Annotated in this window: 21 protein-coding genes; 2 read left to right on the top strand and 19 right to left on the bottom strand. The window is 54.3% G+C overall.

Annotated elements, in window-relative coordinates:
• Positions 1-7 precede the first annotated feature (7 nt).
• The 13 genes from J2887_RS02945 to J2887_RS02885 form a co-directional block, all read right to left on the bottom strand.
• Positions 8-1,129 carry a zonular occludens toxin domain-containing protein gene (locus tag J2887_RS02945; RefSeq protein ID WP_227173965.1) on the bottom strand — a complete coding sequence of 374 codons (1,122 nt, stop codon included), beginning with the start codon at positions 1,127-1,129 and terminating at the stop codon, positions 8-10.
• Positions 1,130-1,261: 132 nt separating this feature from the next.
• On the bottom strand, positions 1,262-1,579 hold the full coding sequence (locus tag J2887_RS02940) for a DUF2523 family protein (protein ID WP_227173964.1): 318 nt from the start codon (positions 1,577-1,579) through the stop codon (positions 1,262-1,264).
• The gene (locus J2887_RS02935) at positions 1,579-2,304 is read right to left on the bottom strand and encodes a virulence factor TspB C-terminal domain-related protein (RefSeq protein ID WP_227173963.1); all 726 of its coding nucleotides are present in this window, start codon (positions 2,302-2,304) and stop codon (positions 1,579-1,581) included. The genes J2887_RS02940 and J2887_RS02935 overlap by 1 nt, the downstream gene beginning before the upstream one ends.
• Positions 2,305-2,888: 584 nt before the next feature.
• Positions 2,889-3,158, bottom strand: a complete 270-nt coding sequence (locus J2887_RS02930; RefSeq protein ID WP_227173962.1) for a major capsid protein — start codon at positions 3,156-3,158, stop codon at positions 2,889-2,891.
• 14 nt (positions 3,159-3,172) lie between these two features.
• Positions 3,173-3,391, bottom strand: coding sequence for a hypothetical protein (locus tag J2887_RS02925; protein ID WP_227173961.1), 219 nt, complete (start codon positions 3,389-3,391; stop codon positions 3,173-3,175).
• Complete coding sequence (locus J2887_RS02920; RefSeq protein WP_227173960.1) at positions 3,391-3,540, bottom strand: hypothetical protein; 150 nt, start codon at positions 3,538-3,540, stop codon at positions 3,391-3,393. Before J2887_RS02920 ends, J2887_RS02925 begins: the two co-directional genes overlap by 1 nt.
• Before the next feature lie 191 nt (positions 3,541-3,731).
• Positions 3,732-4,031, bottom strand: coding sequence for a hypothetical protein (locus J2887_RS02915; protein ID WP_227173959.1), 300 nt, complete (start codon positions 4,029-4,031; stop codon positions 3,732-3,734).
• Positions 4,032-4,343: 312 nt separating this feature from the next.
• Positions 4,344-4,607, bottom strand: coding sequence for a hypothetical protein (locus J2887_RS02910; protein ID WP_227173958.1), 264 nt, complete (start codon positions 4,605-4,607; stop codon positions 4,344-4,346).
• Positions 4,604-4,864: a hypothetical protein gene (locus J2887_RS02905; protein ID WP_227173957.1), complete on the bottom strand. Its 261-nt coding sequence runs from the start codon at positions 4,862-4,864 to the stop codon at positions 4,604-4,606. Before J2887_RS02905 ends, J2887_RS02910 begins: the two co-directional genes overlap by 4 nt.
• A gap of 68 nt (positions 4,865-4,932) precedes the next feature.
• On the bottom strand, positions 4,933-5,211 hold the full coding sequence (locus J2887_RS02900) for a hypothetical protein (protein WP_227173956.1): 279 nt from the start codon (positions 5,209-5,211) through the stop codon (positions 4,933-4,935).
• On the bottom strand, positions 5,208-5,642 hold the full coding sequence (locus tag J2887_RS02895; RefSeq protein ID WP_227173955.1) for a hypothetical protein: 435 nt from the start codon (positions 5,640-5,642) through the stop codon (positions 5,208-5,210). The genes J2887_RS02900 and J2887_RS02895 overlap by 4 nt, the downstream gene beginning before the upstream one ends.
• 16 nt (positions 5,643-5,658) lie before the next feature.
• Complete coding sequence (locus J2887_RS02890; RefSeq protein WP_227173954.1) at positions 5,659-6,138, bottom strand: hypothetical protein; 480 nt, start codon at positions 6,136-6,138, stop codon at positions 5,659-5,661.
• Positions 6,135-6,338, bottom strand: a complete 204-nt coding sequence (locus tag J2887_RS02885) for a Cox family DNA-binding protein (protein WP_227173953.1) — start codon at positions 6,336-6,338, stop codon at positions 6,135-6,137. The genes J2887_RS02890 and J2887_RS02885 overlap by 4 nt, the downstream gene beginning before the upstream one ends.
• A 183-nt stretch (positions 6,339-6,521) precedes the next feature.
• Here J2887_RS02885 and J2887_RS02880 point away from each other — a divergent pair, with 183 nt between their 5' ends.
• Positions 6,522-6,731, top strand: coding sequence for a DNA-binding protein (locus J2887_RS02880; protein ID WP_227173952.1), 210 nt, complete (start codon positions 6,522-6,524; stop codon positions 6,729-6,731).
• Positions 6,732-7,099: 368 nt separating this feature from the next.
• On the opposite strand, the gene J2887_RS02875 is transcribed toward J2887_RS02880, so the two are convergent.
• The 3 genes from J2887_RS02875 to J2887_RS02865 form a co-directional block, all read right to left on the bottom strand.
• Positions 7,100-8,572 carry a P-loop ATPase, Sll1717 family gene (locus J2887_RS02875; protein WP_227173951.1) on the bottom strand — a complete coding sequence of 491 codons (1,473 nt, stop codon included), beginning with the start codon at positions 8,570-8,572 and terminating at the stop codon, positions 7,100-7,102.
• Positions 8,573-8,783: 211 nt separating this feature from the next.
• The gene (locus J2887_RS02870) at positions 8,784-9,494 is read right to left on the bottom strand and encodes a hypothetical protein (RefSeq protein WP_227173950.1); all 711 of its coding nucleotides are present in this window, start codon (positions 9,492-9,494) and stop codon (positions 8,784-8,786) included.
• Positions 9,495-9,962: 468 nt separating this feature from the next.
• Complete coding sequence (locus J2887_RS02865) at positions 9,963-10,742, bottom strand: hypothetical protein (RefSeq protein ID WP_227173949.1); 780 nt, start codon at positions 10,740-10,742, stop codon at positions 9,963-9,965.
• 208 nt (positions 10,743-10,950) lie between these two features.
• On the opposite strand from J2887_RS02865, the gene J2887_RS02860 reads away from it, so the two are divergent.
• Positions 10,951-11,829, top strand: a complete 879-nt coding sequence (locus tag J2887_RS02860) for a NaeI family type II restriction endonuclease (RefSeq protein WP_227173948.1) — start codon at positions 10,951-10,953, stop codon at positions 11,827-11,829.
• Here J2887_RS02860 and J2887_RS02855 read toward each other — a convergent pair.
• The 3 genes from J2887_RS02855 to J2887_RS02845 all read right to left on the bottom strand — a co-directional run bounded on the left by J2887_RS02855 (position 11,797) and on the right by J2887_RS02845 (position 14,268).
• The gene (locus J2887_RS02855; protein WP_227173947.1) at positions 11,797-12,828 is read right to left on the bottom strand and encodes a DNA cytosine methyltransferase; all 1,032 of its coding nucleotides are present in this window, start codon (positions 12,826-12,828) and stop codon (positions 11,797-11,799) included. The two genes, J2887_RS02860 and J2887_RS02855, sit on opposite strands and share 33 nt — an antisense overlap.
• A 670-nt stretch (positions 12,829-13,498) precedes the next feature.
• Positions 13,499-13,873, bottom strand: coding sequence for a DUF4124 domain-containing protein (locus J2887_RS02850; RefSeq protein ID WP_227173946.1), 375 nt, complete (start codon positions 13,871-13,873; stop codon positions 13,499-13,501).
• 80 nt (positions 13,874-13,953) lie between these two features.
• Entirely contained in the window at positions 13,954-14,268 is a 315-nt protein-coding gene (locus tag J2887_RS02845) for a hypothetical protein (RefSeq protein ID WP_227173945.1), read from the bottom strand.
• Positions 14,269-14,606 lie beyond the last annotated feature (338 nt).

Raw genomic sequence — 14,606 nt, 5'->3', positions numbered from 1 at the left:
GCGGTTGCTAGAACTTCATTGCCTCAGTCTCGGTTCGTATCTGTAAGGCCCGCAGGTTCCTTGCGTGGGCGCTTTGGGCAGCTAGCTGGTTCTGACCACCCTCGCTTTCCTGTCCCCGCTGGCCGCCCTGCTGGCTGACCCGCTGAGCCCTGGTCGGCTTTTGGGTTGGGTCCCAATAGCCATTGGCCACGATGGATTCACACTGGTCCTGGGCGATGTCCAGGGGGGTGGCCTGCTGGGTGTAGCAGTGGCAGCTGCTATCACTCTGGCGCTGGATGCATTGCGGCCTGGGGAAATCGTGGACCTCGTACACCTTGTCGTAGGCCGGTGCCGAGTGCGGGACGCCCTGAAGTCTCGGGGTCCAGCGCTCGATGTACTGTTCCCTTGTTAAGGTCTTCCCATCGCTCTGGGGCGCGGCTGGGGCGGGCGTGCCCGGCAGCTTTGCGGTGTCCAGGGGGCTGGCTGCCTCCTGGGTGGTTGTCGTATTGTCGGCGCCGATGTTGCCACGCTTGCCGTAGTTGGTGACCACGGAATAGATCATGTACCCCACGATCACCGCAACAACAACAATGCCCCACAGCTGCCACGGGATCTTGCGCTTGTGGGTGTGCACTTCCGCGCTTTTGTAGACGCCGTAGAGTTTCTTGTTGAACTTCTTCCGGGTTTTGGTCGCCGCTTTGAGGGCAAAGAAGTCGTTGGGGTCGTCGGCGCATTCCTGGAAGGTATAGCGGGTCGCCGATTCCATGCCGAACTGGCGCTTGAAGTGGAAGTGTTGCCCCACCAGGCGCCGCACTTTGGTATCGATCAGTTTGGGGTGCTGGGTGATCAGCACCAGGTCGATGCCCAAGTGACGGTGGGTGTTGAGCTTGCTGATGTGCTCCGGGACTTTGCTGCCGAATTTCTCCGGCGGGAACAGGTCCTGGCATTCGTCCAGGATGATGACCGAGCCGTGGGGCAGCTTATACCACCGTTTGGCTTCGTCGGCGTCCAGGGTCTGCCAGGGCAGGGTCAGGCCCTTGATGTTGTAGGTGTACACCTTCCGGCCCTGGAAGGCGGGATCGCTTTGCACCAGATCGATGGCGTTGAGGGTTTTGGAGCTTCCGGGAACGCCGGTTATCAGGGTGATCACAGCAGGCCTCCTAGAACGGGCTGCCCTGACCCAGCAGGTAACCGCCCAGGGCGGCCAGGGTCAGGGGCAGGATGTCGGTAATCAGGTGGTAGGCGGTGTTGTAGAACACGCCGGACAGTGTGGTTTTCATGGTCAGGCCTCCCAGGGAGAACCGGGTTTGCGCCAGACCGGGTGGGATGGCTTAACGGCGGTTTTGATGGCGATGGCCACGGCGGCCGCGGTGAACAGGATTTTGATTCCCAGGGGTACACCAAGCAGGGACACAAACTGGTAAATAGTCTCCTGCATGCCGTCCAGCTTGCTGAAGATAATGCTTTCGAGCTGGTCGAAGATGATGGTCATGCCGGTGAAGGTGACCAGACCAAAGCCAATGCCCCGCAGGACATAAACCACGATGTACGGAACAGCGGAGATGATCAGGTACCAGACCCAACGGAGTAGCGCAGGCATCAGAGAATACCTCCCATAAACTGACGGAGAATCATGTAAGAGGCCGCGCAGGTGAAGATGAAGATCACCAGGGGGCGCAGGCCGGTTGCTAGATCGCAGAAGGATTGATAACTGAGGGTGTAGCTACCCATCGACAGGTCGATAGGCTGACCGGCAGGGCAGGCTCCCGGTGAGGGGTCCGATACGTTCGTGAAGTCGGAGAAGTATTCAGACAGGTCGAACTCTTTGTGATCGGCCAGGGCCAGACCTTCATCCCCCAGGTTGCCGACCCCCTGGGTTTTCTGGTCCATAAACTCCTGGGCTTTCTTGGCAGCTTCCTCTATCTGGCAACGGTGCAGCCAGTTTTCGTGCACAATGCCGCACTGGATGGCGTCGCCGGAGCAAGTGGGGGCCGCTTCACAGCCGTTGGAGGTGTATTCGCGGTCATCGCCTTGGCCATCACCGTCGCCCTGACCATTGCCATCACCGTTACCATCACCACTTCCGTCGTCATCCCCGTCGCCATCGCCAGAACCATCACCATCGCCATCCCCATCGCCATCGCCATCGCCGTCTCCATCGCCGTCTCCATCGCCGTCTCCATCGCCATCGCCGTCGCCGTCGCCATCACCATCTCCATCGCCGTCTCCATCGCCATCATCACCGCCGGTGTCATCGTCACCGCCGTCATCCCCTCCATCATCGGGCGGATCATAGGTCGGCAACGGTTCCGCATCATCGGGCATAGAGCACATCTCACCGGAATACGTGAACGTCACATTTGAAAAATGATAGGTCTCATCACCCGAACCAGGCTCACCCCCCGAAACACTATCCGCGGTTACCGTTCCGCTGTATGAAACACTGCACCCCATGTCACAGGCAGCAACGGGTAATTTGTCAGCTCCATAGCTGGCCGGGGCTTCAAACTCTTTCTGCTCACAACTGTTTCCGCAAACTTTCCAGCTACTGTGATCATGGGTTTTGCCCCAACGATCATGCTTCAAAAAAACCATCATAGATTGGTGATAATCACTATATGCAGAGACGCACCGGGCGTTTTTTAAGCCCGGAATTCGGCTTTTTGTTTCAGCACAATAGGCCATAGACTCAGCCATAGACTGGCAGGAGGCATACGCAGCAGGAGCCAGGGCGAAAAGCAACACGCACACCAGCGCCCTAACTGGTAGCCACCCACAAGCAGGCAATGAGCGCCAGCAGCGCCAGAAAATACGGGTCATTGAAGAACACACCACTTGCTCCTTGGCCCTGGGGCCGTCCATAAAAAAGGCGGGCCGTAGCCCGCCCCTGTTGAGAGTGACCCTCAGGATCAGAAGAAGGTGGCTTTCACCCACTTGATGCCCACCGCGATGATGGCCAAACCAATCAACGCAGCGCCGACGGTGGTAATGTCACTACCAACAGCGTCCATGTCGGTGCTGAAGTCGGCGGGCAGGATGGAGGCCGCATTGGCTGCCGCTGCCATGCCCACCGACGCCAGGGCCGCAGAGCCCTTGGCCAGTGCGCCAAAGCGTGATTTCTCAATGCCCCACAGCTTGCTGTGGGACTCCCGTTCCTGCTGTTTCATGAGTTCGTTCATAAGATCCCCGTCTTTCAAACGTTTGCTACTTTGCGAATGAGCTTTACCCCAAACGCGATCAGGAACCACATCACGAAATCCCCCGCCATCAGGTGGAAGTCTTCCCGTGACATGGTGAACGCCTCCCGGTACTGGGTGGCGAACTCGGCGACCGTGACGACCTGCCAGGAGCCGGAGCACTGGGGGGTGCTGCCGGTCTGGCTGATCTGGCCGTCACAGGTCAGGATTTCCATTACTTAACCAACTCAGTGCTGGGGGTTGGGCAGCCGTGTTCATCCAGAAAGCGGATGACGTCATCTTCCAGGCCATAGGTCATGTAACTCATGCCAGCCACGAAAGAGACGAAAGCCACGACCATTACAACGAGCACTTCACGAAGCATGCTGTCCTACTCCCCAGATCCACTTTCGGATGTAGCGGGCGGGCAGCCGTGCTGTTCCAGGTAGCTATCCTGGCCTTCAACCGCGATGGCGAGCCCGACTAACGTGCCGATCGTCAGGCCCATGATGAAAACGGATACAAGGGTTGAAGAACGTTCAAGCAACCGGCACCAGTTCACGCTGCCCTACTCCCTTAAGCTGCCGGTTTCTTTGCCGGTTCCTGGGGCTTCAGCTCCAGGGCTTTGAAGGTCACCTTGCCTTGGGCACCGGCTTTCATTTGGGCCTTAACGGTGAACATCGCCGGCAGGCGGTTGGCGTGGTTGCGCAGTTGGTCGATGTGTTTGTAATCGCAGGCGATCTTCATTACCTCGTTGCCTACGCGGTTTTCGTCGTCGGCTTCCGCTGGGGAGTAGGCCCACAGGGAACCACCACGGTTACCGTCGATGTCGTAGCGGGTCGCGCCGATGATCATCAGGTTCAGGTAGTTTTCCATTTGCTGTTTCCTCTTCGTTCCAGTGATACCCGGTGGTTTCCGGGTGGGTTTAACTCTGTCTGCGGCCCCTTCGGGCCGGGCTCTATTTGCTTTGCAAACCAGCACTGAGGTGCTGGCCCTTACGGGTCACGATCCCTGCCGCCTGCCGCGCTCCGCTTGCCTCCTGTGCTCATGGCTCGGAATCAAGGGGCGGCGTCCTCCCCCGTCAGCATCACCACTCGTTATGCGCATGGTGAGCCTGCCAGGGACCGCCACAAGGCCACGCGGCCGCAAGCGGCCGTGGCGCAAGCGCCAGCCTTGCAACGCTCCCTGTCAGTCTCCCTGGTCATGCGCGAGTGGTGACGATGACGGGGGCGGACTTGAGGGACTTTCGGGGGTGGCTGAACCACTGAAACCGAAATCCGGGCAGCCGGCCTCCAGCCACGCCGTCAGGACCGCGCCGCCCAGCGTCCACAGGTCGGTGCCGCGCTGGATGGCTTCCTGTTGCAGTTGCAGGTAGCGGGACGACGCGGCGCAGACGTAGAAGCGCCGTTCCTTGTCCTCGACCTGTTCCTGGCGTGGGGGAATGTGGCTCATTGGTCGTTCTCCGTTGTGTGGGTGATGCGTTCCCAGCGGGCCGCGCCGTCGTAATCATTGCCGCCCATGGCCTGCCACAGGTCGCCGTTGGCGCCCACAGCAACACAGCCTGGGGCCCAGCATTCCGGGTTACGGATCACGTTGATCCAGCCGCAGGACTGGTCATTGCAGACCACGACAAAGCCGGTGCCGGCGAGCTGCGGGCGGTCGTCGCGCCATGCCTGAGCGAGGCGGATACAGTTGGTGTGGTCGCTCATGGTCTGTTCCTCCCTGGATGCGCTGGGGCGCTGGAATTCCATTGCATGGGTCATTGCTTGGCGGCAGTTCATGCGGCGGCCCTCAGTGCGGTGCAGGCTTGGCCGACGGCCCAGGTATTGAAGTCGCGGGTGTCGTCCTGAAGCATGAATTCGCTCCAGGCGATGCTCAGGCGGATGCCGTACCAGTACAGATCGGAGTCGACGCCCATATAAAAGGCGGCCATGTCGGACACTTGGCTGGCGCGGCAGGCTGCCAGTTCGTAGTCACCAACGCTCCAGGCTTCGCAGGCTTGCTGAAAGCGCAGGCGCATGTTGGTTTTCTTCTGCTTGCGAACGTCCGGAGTCATACAAAGACCTCCAGGCGAGCGCCTTTGTAGATCTGACCAGGAAGCGCACCGACGGCGGAGAGCTGTTCGCGGCGGAGTACCACGGTGGAAGGCGCGACGCCTTTGCATTCCTGGTAGTAGTCCAGGTAGGCATCCAGCTTGGCGCGGATCTTCAGGGACTTGGGGTTGTCGCTGAAGCAGACCGGGTCGCCGTTCACAGGCAACTGATCGACATACGGAGAGACGAAGCGCCAGCCAGCAGCCCCTTTTACACGGTCACCGCCTACCGCCATCCACTGACGACCAGAAACACTGACAGCCACGGTGCCTGGGGCGACCATGCGAGCGGGGCCGAGGCGGTCAGCGGTAGCAACGCACTTTTGGCCATCGAAGAAGAAAACCTTGCCAAACGTTTCGCCCGTAGTGGCTTCAAGGTGCTGATACTCAGCCATAACACGACCAGCATGGTTAAGAGGCTTCACGGACTGCCCTCCCTTCGTTGCTGTTGTTCACCAGCGGCCCCAGCACGTTGTCGGGAATGCGGCGGCCGTGGTGGCAGAGCACCATGGCGACCAGTACCCGGTAGAGAAGACGGGCTTGGCTGCAGGAGTGTTTGACGGCCAGATCGAATAACTGGCGACGGAAGAAGCTCAGGGTCTCGACGTCACCGGACACCAGAGCGTGAAGGCCCAGCATGAAAGCGTCCTGCGGGGGCGCGATGGGGGCGGTGGTGTGTTTGGCCTGTTCGTACTGGACCAGGGCATCAGCGGCCAGTTTGGCGAACTGGTGCAGATCCTCATCAATCAGGTGAAAGGCGGCCTTCATGCCCAACAGCTTGTTGAGGCTGTCGAAGGCGGCGTCCCGCTCGCCGGTGTCCAGCAACCGGATGGCGCCGTCAAACACCACCCGTACGTGATTCTTTTTCTGTTCCTTCAGTTCCGGTGTCATGCCCAGTCCTCCCCTTCCAAGGCGTTCTGTGAGATGAGGGCGATGTTCACCAGTCGGGGCTTGCCGATCTTCACTGATGGCAAGTGGCCCTTCTCGATCATGCCCCTTACCTGCCCTTCCGTGAGCCCGGTCAGTTGCGCAAAGCGTTCCTGCGTCATGACCGGGGTTGCCAATAGGATGATCTGCTTTTGTTCGTCCACTATTCGCCACTCTGCTACACTGTTTTCCGATAGGCTTGTTGCCTACGAACAAATGCAATGCACTTATTCGTTTGCAACATTTACAATCTATACCCTGTTTGTACTCCTTACAATTTGATAAAAGAAATGATAAGACAGCGATTCATAGATTTTTTTAATTACACAGAGACGACGTCTAAAGAAATGGAACGTCTGACGGGTATAGATAGAGAGAAGTGGAACGCGATCAGAGCCAAGCGGCGCCGCGTGAACGAGGATGATATAGAGGCTTTTAACGAAGCTTTTCCACAGTTCGCCTACTGGCTCACTACCGGAAAGACAATCCCCGAAGCTGGCCAAATCAGTCCAGAGATTGAACAGGCAAGGAAGGAAAACGAGCTGAAAACAGGGTAGGTTATTGCTTAGCTGCCAGGATCGCGAGTCGCTGGCATGGCCGCAATACATGGGTTACGACAAAGACGACCGGATGAAGCGCCAAGGATAGGGAGTTAGGCGCTTCGCAGTTCCCAGGACATTAGAGGTTGTTTGATGATCAAGAGCGCTTTACTTGGCTGTCGCTCCAAGCAAAAAATATAACAAACCCTATGGGCCTTTTTAAGATCTGGAGGACACCCGAAGAAAATCCCGTATTCCAGGGAAATCTCAAACCATTAACTTGAAATAGCTTCCAATATCTGGAAAAGGAACTCCAAACCTCTCAAGACCCTAAGCAAATGGCATATCAAACCCACTACTTTCTCAAGCCATAGCAACAGCTAGAATTAGCGAATACTTAAAATCCCGCGATACGAAGGGTGAACCTCCCATATATAACCAGCATAGTCCAAAGAAGGGTCAGTTAAAAGCTCCGGCCTTTCATCATAATCGATAAACCTTGGAGGGCTTCCCGGATTAGGAATCTCCCTTAAAAGTATAAAACCCACCCTATATAAAAGGTGCGCTATTTGAAGCGGCCTAACATAAATCTCGCCATCGATATGCCCAACCGACTCCTCCCCAATCCTAGCCACAAAACCTTTCTCAATCTTTTCTAAAAGCTCACCCGTCCTGTATCTTTTCTTCCCCCTTGTAAATGTCTCTACAAGCTTCTGCAAATGCGAAAACTGATGAGAATGCTCTTTATATATATCATTAACCCTCAACCTACCAAAATCACTTAGTACGTTATTAATCTCCTGAATCCCAACTCGTTTATACTCCCTGTCTGCAGCTGCTTCGGCCGAAAGCCTACATAACTGACTCATCCAACGAGGTCTTTTGGCACCTAAAATGCGAATGGGAGTGAATGGAGGAACCCGGCTATTAGCCCACCTAAGTCGATCCATAAAAACCAATGAAAGCAAGAGTTCTCTATCCCTTGAATTATCAACACTGCATGACTTAAAAGAGCTGCCACCATGATTCCGTTCTATATAAGAAAGTATCTTCTTAGAGATTATTTTTTCAAGATCCGTTCTTGTCCAACTTATATCTATAGTATATTGCTCACACTTATCCAAGTCTTCATTATACCTAACCGTCGTCCAAACATCTGTCCGAACACTTGCTCGAACAAACAAACCATCAACATCCCTCGTGAGTGATCTACAAGCCGAAAAGAAGCTAGAAACTCTCGCTTTCTGAACTTCATCAGCAGAAAATGTCGAGTCAATATCATCAACGAAAAGCCATATCTTCATATCCTCATGTGTAGACAAATATCTAGATAGAAGCGCACCAGCGTCCTTTTCAGCCCCCGACGTCACCTCTATAGGAAAATGCTTGCTCCTGATTCTCGCAATCAAAGAGCCAACAAAATTCTTCCCTCGATAGCCGGAGATCTCCGAAGCCTCTACAAGGGCCATCTGATCATCCGTCCAAGCAAAGCCAATCCTGTTACCAAGTTCAAAATTTATTCGTGCGGAAAGCGCTTTTTTCCACTCATTCTGAAGAACCAGATGATCAGTAGAATCAAATTCACCATAACTTAAAAGGTCAGAACCAGTAATCGATATAACAATATTCTCAGGATTACCCTTCCTGACATCATAAGCCATTTTTGAAAGCAGGGAGGACTTCCCCATTCCTTTTCTAGCCCTCACAATTGCAAATCTACGTGACTGGGAAAAGAACTTGTTAAATTTATCCTTCGTTATGAAATAGGAAGAAAGGACAGCTGGATCTTCATCTTCACCAGCTTCATTACCAAAAAGCTCATCATCGTAAAAATCCAATTCGATACTATCTCGCGTCATAAACCCAACCCCCATACGAATTACCAATAGAGAACAAAGTAGTCGAACACTTAACTATTTCGACTAAGAAACACCCAAAAAACAAAGCCCCGAAATATCAATCAGCTATGGCGCTACACCTTTCTCGGCCATTATGTCGATCGGTGTTCGGATACAAATCTTCGCATTAACACTATATGCCTAAGCATAAAATAAAGGGTCAGCTCAATTTTCACCGCCCCAAAATACACTCCCTCGAATACTTCTGACTGACTTCTCTTCTCTCCGCCCTCCAGCGATTGCCCTGGGAGACGGTGTAGCCGCTGCGCAGTTTGGCGTCGAGTACGTCGATGCGGCGGTTATAGCGATCACACTTGGCCTGTAGCTCGGCCTGTTCCCGTTGTCTGTCTTCCCGCTGCTCTCTGCGGCGGGCAAGTACCTGTTCCCGTTCCCGATCGGCCCGGGCGAGTTGTCGGTTAACGTTGCCCACGATGGTGCTGCGGCTGCGACCACTCAGGCGTTCGTATCGTTTGCAGGCGCTTTCCCGATAGATGCGGCTTTGTTCCGAACGGTTCTTTATGAATTCCGCATGCCAGAACCGGCACATGTCTCTGGAGGACCTGGCCGCCGAGCTGAGGGTGTTGCGGCGGTTGTCGTCGTTGGTGCGGTTCGATCGGGAGGACTGGTTGCTGTCCCAGGGAGGTACGGTCGGCGCTACGCTGGCAACGTAGGGGCGGACAGTGTTGTCTGGCGTGCTCTGGTTGTCGAAGACGATCCAGTCTTCCCCGGCAATGGTGATGGTCAGGCCATTCAGGTCAATGCCAATATCCCGCGCCAGCTCGACGGCACTTTCTTCCATGAAGAAGACAGCCGTTACGGCCACGATCAGCAGGATGACAAGTTGGGCGGCGACTACCGCGAGGAAGATCTTTAGAAAACCCACAGTCAGCTCCGTTGACGGGTGATTCGTCCGTTGATCAGTAGATACTAACCTATGGGGTTGGGTTCGCTAAGGGGGGAGGATGTAAAAGAGTGTTATGTCTTGGGGCCAGGGCTCTCCCTGGCAGGTCACACCACTGGGCAGGTGTCGCGTTCGGCCTGACATCCTGTCGGCCTGTGAGCCCTAGACTTCCTGACTGAATGGCTCACTGACCATTCTATGGTTAGGCATGGCAACTAAATGGGAAATGATTCACGTTTCGAGAAGCCGCTTTCGAAACGGATACACAAGCGTGAGCCCCATCGACTTTCCAAAGCAACACAGACTGACATTCCCGCCTTGTATTTCTATGACTTCACAGAGCTGATCGGCAAGAGGCACGCCAGCGTGGTTCAACCACAGCTTGTACCCCATTAGACTTTTCGAAGAGCCATCAGAAGGTAGAGAACATAACGCGCATCTCGCTTGCTTTCACCACAGATCACTATGAAGGCAGTCTGCCAGCCGTTCAATTTCCGCATTGCTCACTAGCCAAGCCCTGCCATACTGCTCTGTTTCATACATTGCAACACTATGAAAACCCACAGCATTGTCCCGGAAGTAGCCCTGTGTTCTAGGCTTTCTTCCCTCTGTACCGGCACGGTAATTTTGATTGCTGAAGTAGCAGATAATCACCTGATTTCCCATCCAGAAATCGACCCGTAGCCTGACGTCTGCCAGCACGTGATACTTCACATCGAGCCCATAGGTGTGCCTCAAGCTGGCAAGCAGGTGGACCTCTCTCAACGATGAGTAATAGGCTTTTCCCAATCGCCACTTTAGCGCCCTTTTCAGCCTTCTCTTCTCCTCTTTTGTTCTCGCTCCAGGGTTAATATCCTTCAAGTAGTCTTCAACAAACAAATCCCGTCTTTCTTTCGCGAACCACTCTCTGAACTGCTCCCATGTCGGAACGGTTTCCTTCTCTTCGAGACAGGCATGAAAAATATCCTGGAAGGCAAAGGGCGCACTGTAATCCTCGATTTCAGGTAAAGCTTCGCTTTTATGCACGTCACCTAATGCATGCGCCGTGCGATCCACCACAGCCAAGACATCCTCTGGACGAACCTTAAACAGAAATTCATGGGCGAATCCTTTGGCAAACCGTACAACTTTCTCGGGCCGCCGTTGCTCCCACCTCTCCAATTCCTTCCATCCAGCTTGAGATAGCAGCGGAAATAGCTCCTCTTCACAAGTGCTTAGCGATACTTTCATTTGCTTCCTTTTGCTACGGCATCCTGTACTGCAAGAACCTCTAGCCGCCCAGAGCTGGCCTTTTCCTACAGACAACTTTACAGACTCCTATAGAAGCCAATCCCCCTGCTACTCGCAAGTAGCAAAGCTATGTTTTCCCCTCATTTTTCCACTTTTTTACACATTGATGCACACTAGCTCCCTCAATAACTATCAACGGAGTGGAAACGTGCCATCAATAGACTGTCGCAACCTCAACTACTTAAGAGAGTTTGAACAGGGCCACCCTGGTCAGAATGACCTCGTTTCAATTGCTGAAAGGGTCATTAGCAATGCTGGAGGGCCTCACGAGCTGGAGGCGTTCTTCGGGCCTCCGCTTCGCCAGGCCATGGACGAGGTGATCGACATGCCCCGTACCGGGCGTTACTGCTTAGAACAGATTGAGAAGACAGAGAAAACCTACATCGGCACGAAGGTCGAGATCGTTCTGATGCACGAACTGGGCTTGGAGCATGGCGATAAGCTCGATGCCCGAATTGATGGCCATGATGTCGACATAAAGAACACCACTGGCACTAACTGGATGATTCCCCGCGAGGCTTTGGACGAAATCTGTTTGCTCGTACAGGCGTCTGATGAAAAAGGGACATTCTCCGTTGGTCTTCTACGCTGCAGTGAGGAGAACCTGAGTAAAGGCGGAAACCGCGATCAGAAAAAGAGCATTTCAGCATCAGGCAAGAAGAATATCCTGTGGCTCGTTAAGGATGGTCAGATGCCAGAGAACGTATTCCTTCACATGGCCCCAGCCGTTAGAGACAGGATCTTCAATGCCGGTGGAGCAACGAAGAGACTTGCAGAGTTCTTCCGCTCAAGAATTGGAGTGATCAATCAGCGCTATCTTGTCGAGTCCGTATCCCAGCAGCGTGACTATATGAAACGTCTACGCCGGAATGGCGGTGCACAAGATATTCTGGACGAGGAAGGGCTGGAAATCCTCTGGGGAGGCCGGAAGGAAGACAACAAGGCGGCGCAATCGGCTGGCTACCGCCCGTTGTCCAGAGATGAGTTCATCTGCCTACGCAAGGCAGACATCGGGCTCGGGGACTAGGTTGTACTGTATGGCTTCGTTAGCGGCGTTATTTGCCTCTAACGCAGCCATTATCTGCTCCGCCACTGCCTGTGCAACAGGGGGCGGGAAAGCATTTCCAACTTGCCGGTAGGCTGCCGTTTTCTTTCCAGAGAACTCCCACCAGTCGGGGAAGCCTTGAATCCTAGCGGCCATGCGCACGGTGATCAAAGGCATGTTTTCATAGCCTTCACGGACTCCCTCATAGTCAGAGCCAGGGGGTTCGTTCCCAACTCTATGACCGTTTACGTGGAGTTCTTTCCAGGCCCGCTTAGCCCTGGTTGGTCCAAGGTCAGGCCCGCCATGTTTTTTGGAACCACCAACAAGAGTTGGTGCAATCTTGTTGGCCTTTTCCTTCCATTCTTCAGCTCCTGGCCAGCCTTCGGACGCCATCAGGTCATACAATGCCTCACCAACTGTTGGCGGCTTACGCAGTCCTGGCTCTGGCCAGCTGAAATCGCTGAACAGGTGCTTACGCATGGCCACCATGATCACTCGTGGCCGGAGCTGAGGAACGCCATAATCAGAAGCGTTCAGCAGCCTCCATTCAGTATCAAAACCTAGGTCGCTGAGTTTCTGGTTTATCTCTGCACGGTATTCGTCGAAGCGGGAGTCTAAAAGACCTGAGACATTCTCGAACATCACGGCCTTTGGCTGAACCTGCTCAACGATTCGGAGTGCATGGGGGAACATGTCACGCTCGTCGTCCTTACCCAGCTGCTTACCAGCTTTCGAAAACGGAGGACAGGGAACGCCACCAGCTACGAGGTCAACCTGGCCACGCAAATGGTTCGCGTGATACTCGGTCAAATCCGTTGGCTTTGCCTCTGTCCAGCCAAGACCGTGCCTTTCATTATTGAGATTCAAGGTTGCACATGCAGCCTCTTCATACTCAACCAGGCCCACATGGCGAAAACCAGCTAGGTGCAAGCCTAATGCCTGTCCACCGGCGCCAGCGCAAAGTTCGAGAGAGGTGTACATTAGTTGCATTTCCCTGTTTTTTTATACAGTATCTATCACTGGCTCAATTATGGCCTAAGGCTCAAAAAGTGCAACCGAAGTCTAAGCGATTACCTATGCTCTGCACCAATTGATTCATACAATGGCTATCACATGAGGCGGGACTATACGGGATGGGCACCTATTCTCTGAGCTGCCTTCACAGCCCGCCTCGCCTGTTCCGGGCTCGTCTGGTTGCTTTTGTCACAAGGTCGATTTTTCGAGAACCTTGCTTGCCAATTATTCCTATTCGGAGGATTCTGAGAAAAGTCCGCAACAAGGGTGCCGATGAAAAAACCATGAACAAAATGTGATCAACGAACGCCAGGATTGATGGCAAGAAACCCTAGCTGAGTTCCAGTCGTCGACAGATAGCCCTTCTCCCTCAAGTCGGGGATGAGCTTGGCAAGTGTCAACAAAGTGTCTACGGGACTGTGGTTGTATGGGGTTTTGTGTGGTTCTGCAAAAACCTAACTCACTGTTTTATGGCGCTTTGTGGTTCTGTGTGGTGGTATGTGGGTGGCTTAATCGGGTTCGATCCCCGCCGTCTCCACCAAATCTCTAACAATTAAGCCCCTGATTTCAGGGGCTTTTTTGTTTCTGACCTCACCGTTTTACCCCGGAAGTGTCAACCAAGTGTCCACGCCCCTACCTAATCCACCACAAACCCACTCATATGCTGCAGCATCTTCATCACTTTGCTGCGCAGGTCTGCCGGACCTTCCTCGCCCTCAGGCGTACCGGGATCGAGGGTGTTGATGCCCAGGTCTTCACCAAGCTGAACGGCTGTGGTGGGCGCGTCTTCAGAGGGTTTCTGGCGCTGTTGCAGGAGCCGCTGTTTGACTTCAATGTTTTCCCGCATCGGGATGATGCTGGGGGCGCGCAACTCCACCGGCGTTGCACTCTGGTCGCCGGACTGGTCGGAGAAATGGGTGACGCCGTTTTCGTCTGTCCAGGTGTAAACCTCAGCGCAGGCGTGGCTGCCATACGCCAGGAGAAACGCGCAAGGCAGCAGGATGTGTCGCATTATCAGGCCCTCCATTGGAAGACCTCAGCATAACCCAACGCAGACGCGAGGTGTAAATCCCCGCATCACATTCTGTGATTTTATGTAGCTTGTACAACAGAATGCGCGACGGACTGGGGGACAGAATAGGCAGCATCACCGTCCTCCTCATCCAGGCTGACAAATCCTCGATCCTGAAACACAAAACCGCTGGCATCGTAGCGCACAAAGCCCAGGCAGATGCCGTCGACCTGCCAGGCATCGATCACCGCCACGGTGTCGCCATCTGCCGACACCTGCCGATAACTCAGGGTATCGCTGGCTTTCGGCCAATCCGCACCCACCTGCCGACAGTAAGGCATCAGTGCCTCATCAGGCCCAAGTGCCAGGATTTGCCGTAAACGCTGCATGTTCATGAGTGTGCCTCCGCTGTTGCCTCTCATTGAAGCTGCCGGAATACCCCCGCCAGTGCCCGGCCCAGTGTCGCCACCCCAATGCATGGCCACATTGATTTCGGGCAATTTTTAGCCAATTCGAAGAGATCATTCGTTTGCTACGGGCGATGGCGGCAAGCCAGAATTCATCGCACAGCACCGCTGTCCGTCTGCTTGTGCACACACCGGGGCCAAAGTTTCCGGGGCCCCACAGAAAAAAACCGAAGACGTTGCCGCCTTCGGTTAAACACACGATCGTCTGAGCTCATACACCCTCGTCGCTACCTTCAGAATAAGAAAGACCGATGACACTTTTGTGA

The sequence above is a fragment of the Marinobacter sp. CA1 genome (genome assembly GCF_020546665.1).
Taxonomy (GTDB): domain Bacteria; phylum Pseudomonadota; class Gammaproteobacteria; order Pseudomonadales; family Oleiphilaceae; genus Marinobacter; species Marinobacter xestospongiae.
The sequence above is the reverse complement of the archived record's forward strand: the minus strand, read 5'-3'. Positions and strand labels throughout refer to the sequence as shown.

Bases quoted from the DNA above. Each gene is read 5' to 3' on its own strand.
- J2887_RS02940 (WP_227173964.1), bottom strand. From the start codon at position 1,579: ATGCCTGCGCTACTCCGTTGGGTCTGGTACCTGATCATCTCCGCTGTT.
- J2887_RS02935 (WP_227173963.1), bottom strand. From the start codon at position 2,304: ATGCCCGATGATGCGGAACCGTTGCCGACCTATGATCCGCCCGATGAT.
- J2887_RS02930 (WP_227173962.1), bottom strand. From the start codon at position 3,158: ATGAACGAACTCATGAAACAGCAGGAACGGGAGTCCCACAGCAAGCTG.
- J2887_RS02925 (WP_227173961.1), bottom strand. From the start codon at position 3,391: ATGGAAATCCTGACCTGTGACGGCCAGATCAGCCAGACCGGCAGCACC.
- J2887_RS02920 (WP_227173960.1), bottom strand. From the start codon at position 3,540: ATGCTTCGTGAAGTGCTCGTTGTAATGGTCGTGGCTTTCGTCTCTTTC.
- J2887_RS02915 (WP_227173959.1), bottom strand. From the start codon at position 4,031: ATGGAAAACTACCTGAACCTGATGATCATCGGCGCGACCCGCTACGAC.
- J2887_RS02910 (WP_227173958.1), bottom strand. From the start codon at position 4,607: ATGAGCCACATTCCCCCACGCCAGGAACAGGTCGAGGACAAGGAACGG.
- J2887_RS02905 (WP_227173957.1), bottom strand. From the start codon at position 4,864: ATGAGCGACCACACCAACTGTATCCGCCTCGCTCAGGCATGGCGCGAC.
- J2887_RS02900 (WP_227173956.1), bottom strand. From the start codon at position 5,211: ATGACTCCGGACGTTCGCAAGCAGAAGAAAACCAACATGCGCCTGCGC.
- J2887_RS02895 (WP_227173955.1), bottom strand. From the start codon at position 5,642: ATGGCTGAGTATCAGCACCTTGAAGCCACTACGGGCGAAACGTTTGGC.
- J2887_RS02890 (WP_227173954.1), bottom strand. From the start codon at position 6,138: ATGACACCGGAACTGAAGGAACAGAAAAAGAATCACGTACGGGTGGTG.
- J2887_RS02880 (WP_227173952.1), top strand. From the start codon at position 6,522: ATGGAACGTCTGACGGGTATAGATAGAGAGAAGTGGAACGCGATCAGA.
- J2887_RS02875 (WP_227173951.1), bottom strand. From the start codon at position 8,572: ATGACGCGAGATAGTATCGAATTGGATTTTTACGATGATGAGCTTTTT.
- J2887_RS02865 (WP_227173949.1), bottom strand. From the start codon at position 10,742: ATGAAAGTATCGCTAAGCACTTGTGAAGAGGAGCTATTTCCGCTGCTA.
- J2887_RS02855 (WP_227173947.1), bottom strand. From the start codon at position 12,828: ATGTACACCTCTCTCGAACTTTGCGCTGGCGCCGGTGGACAGGCATTA.
- J2887_RS02850 (WP_227173946.1), bottom strand. From the start codon at position 13,873: ATGCGACACATCCTGCTGCCTTGCGCGTTTCTCCTGGCGTATGGCAGC.
- J2887_RS02845 (WP_227173945.1), bottom strand. From the start codon at position 14,268: ATGAACATGCAGCGTTTACGGCAAATCCTGGCACTTGGGCCTGATGAG.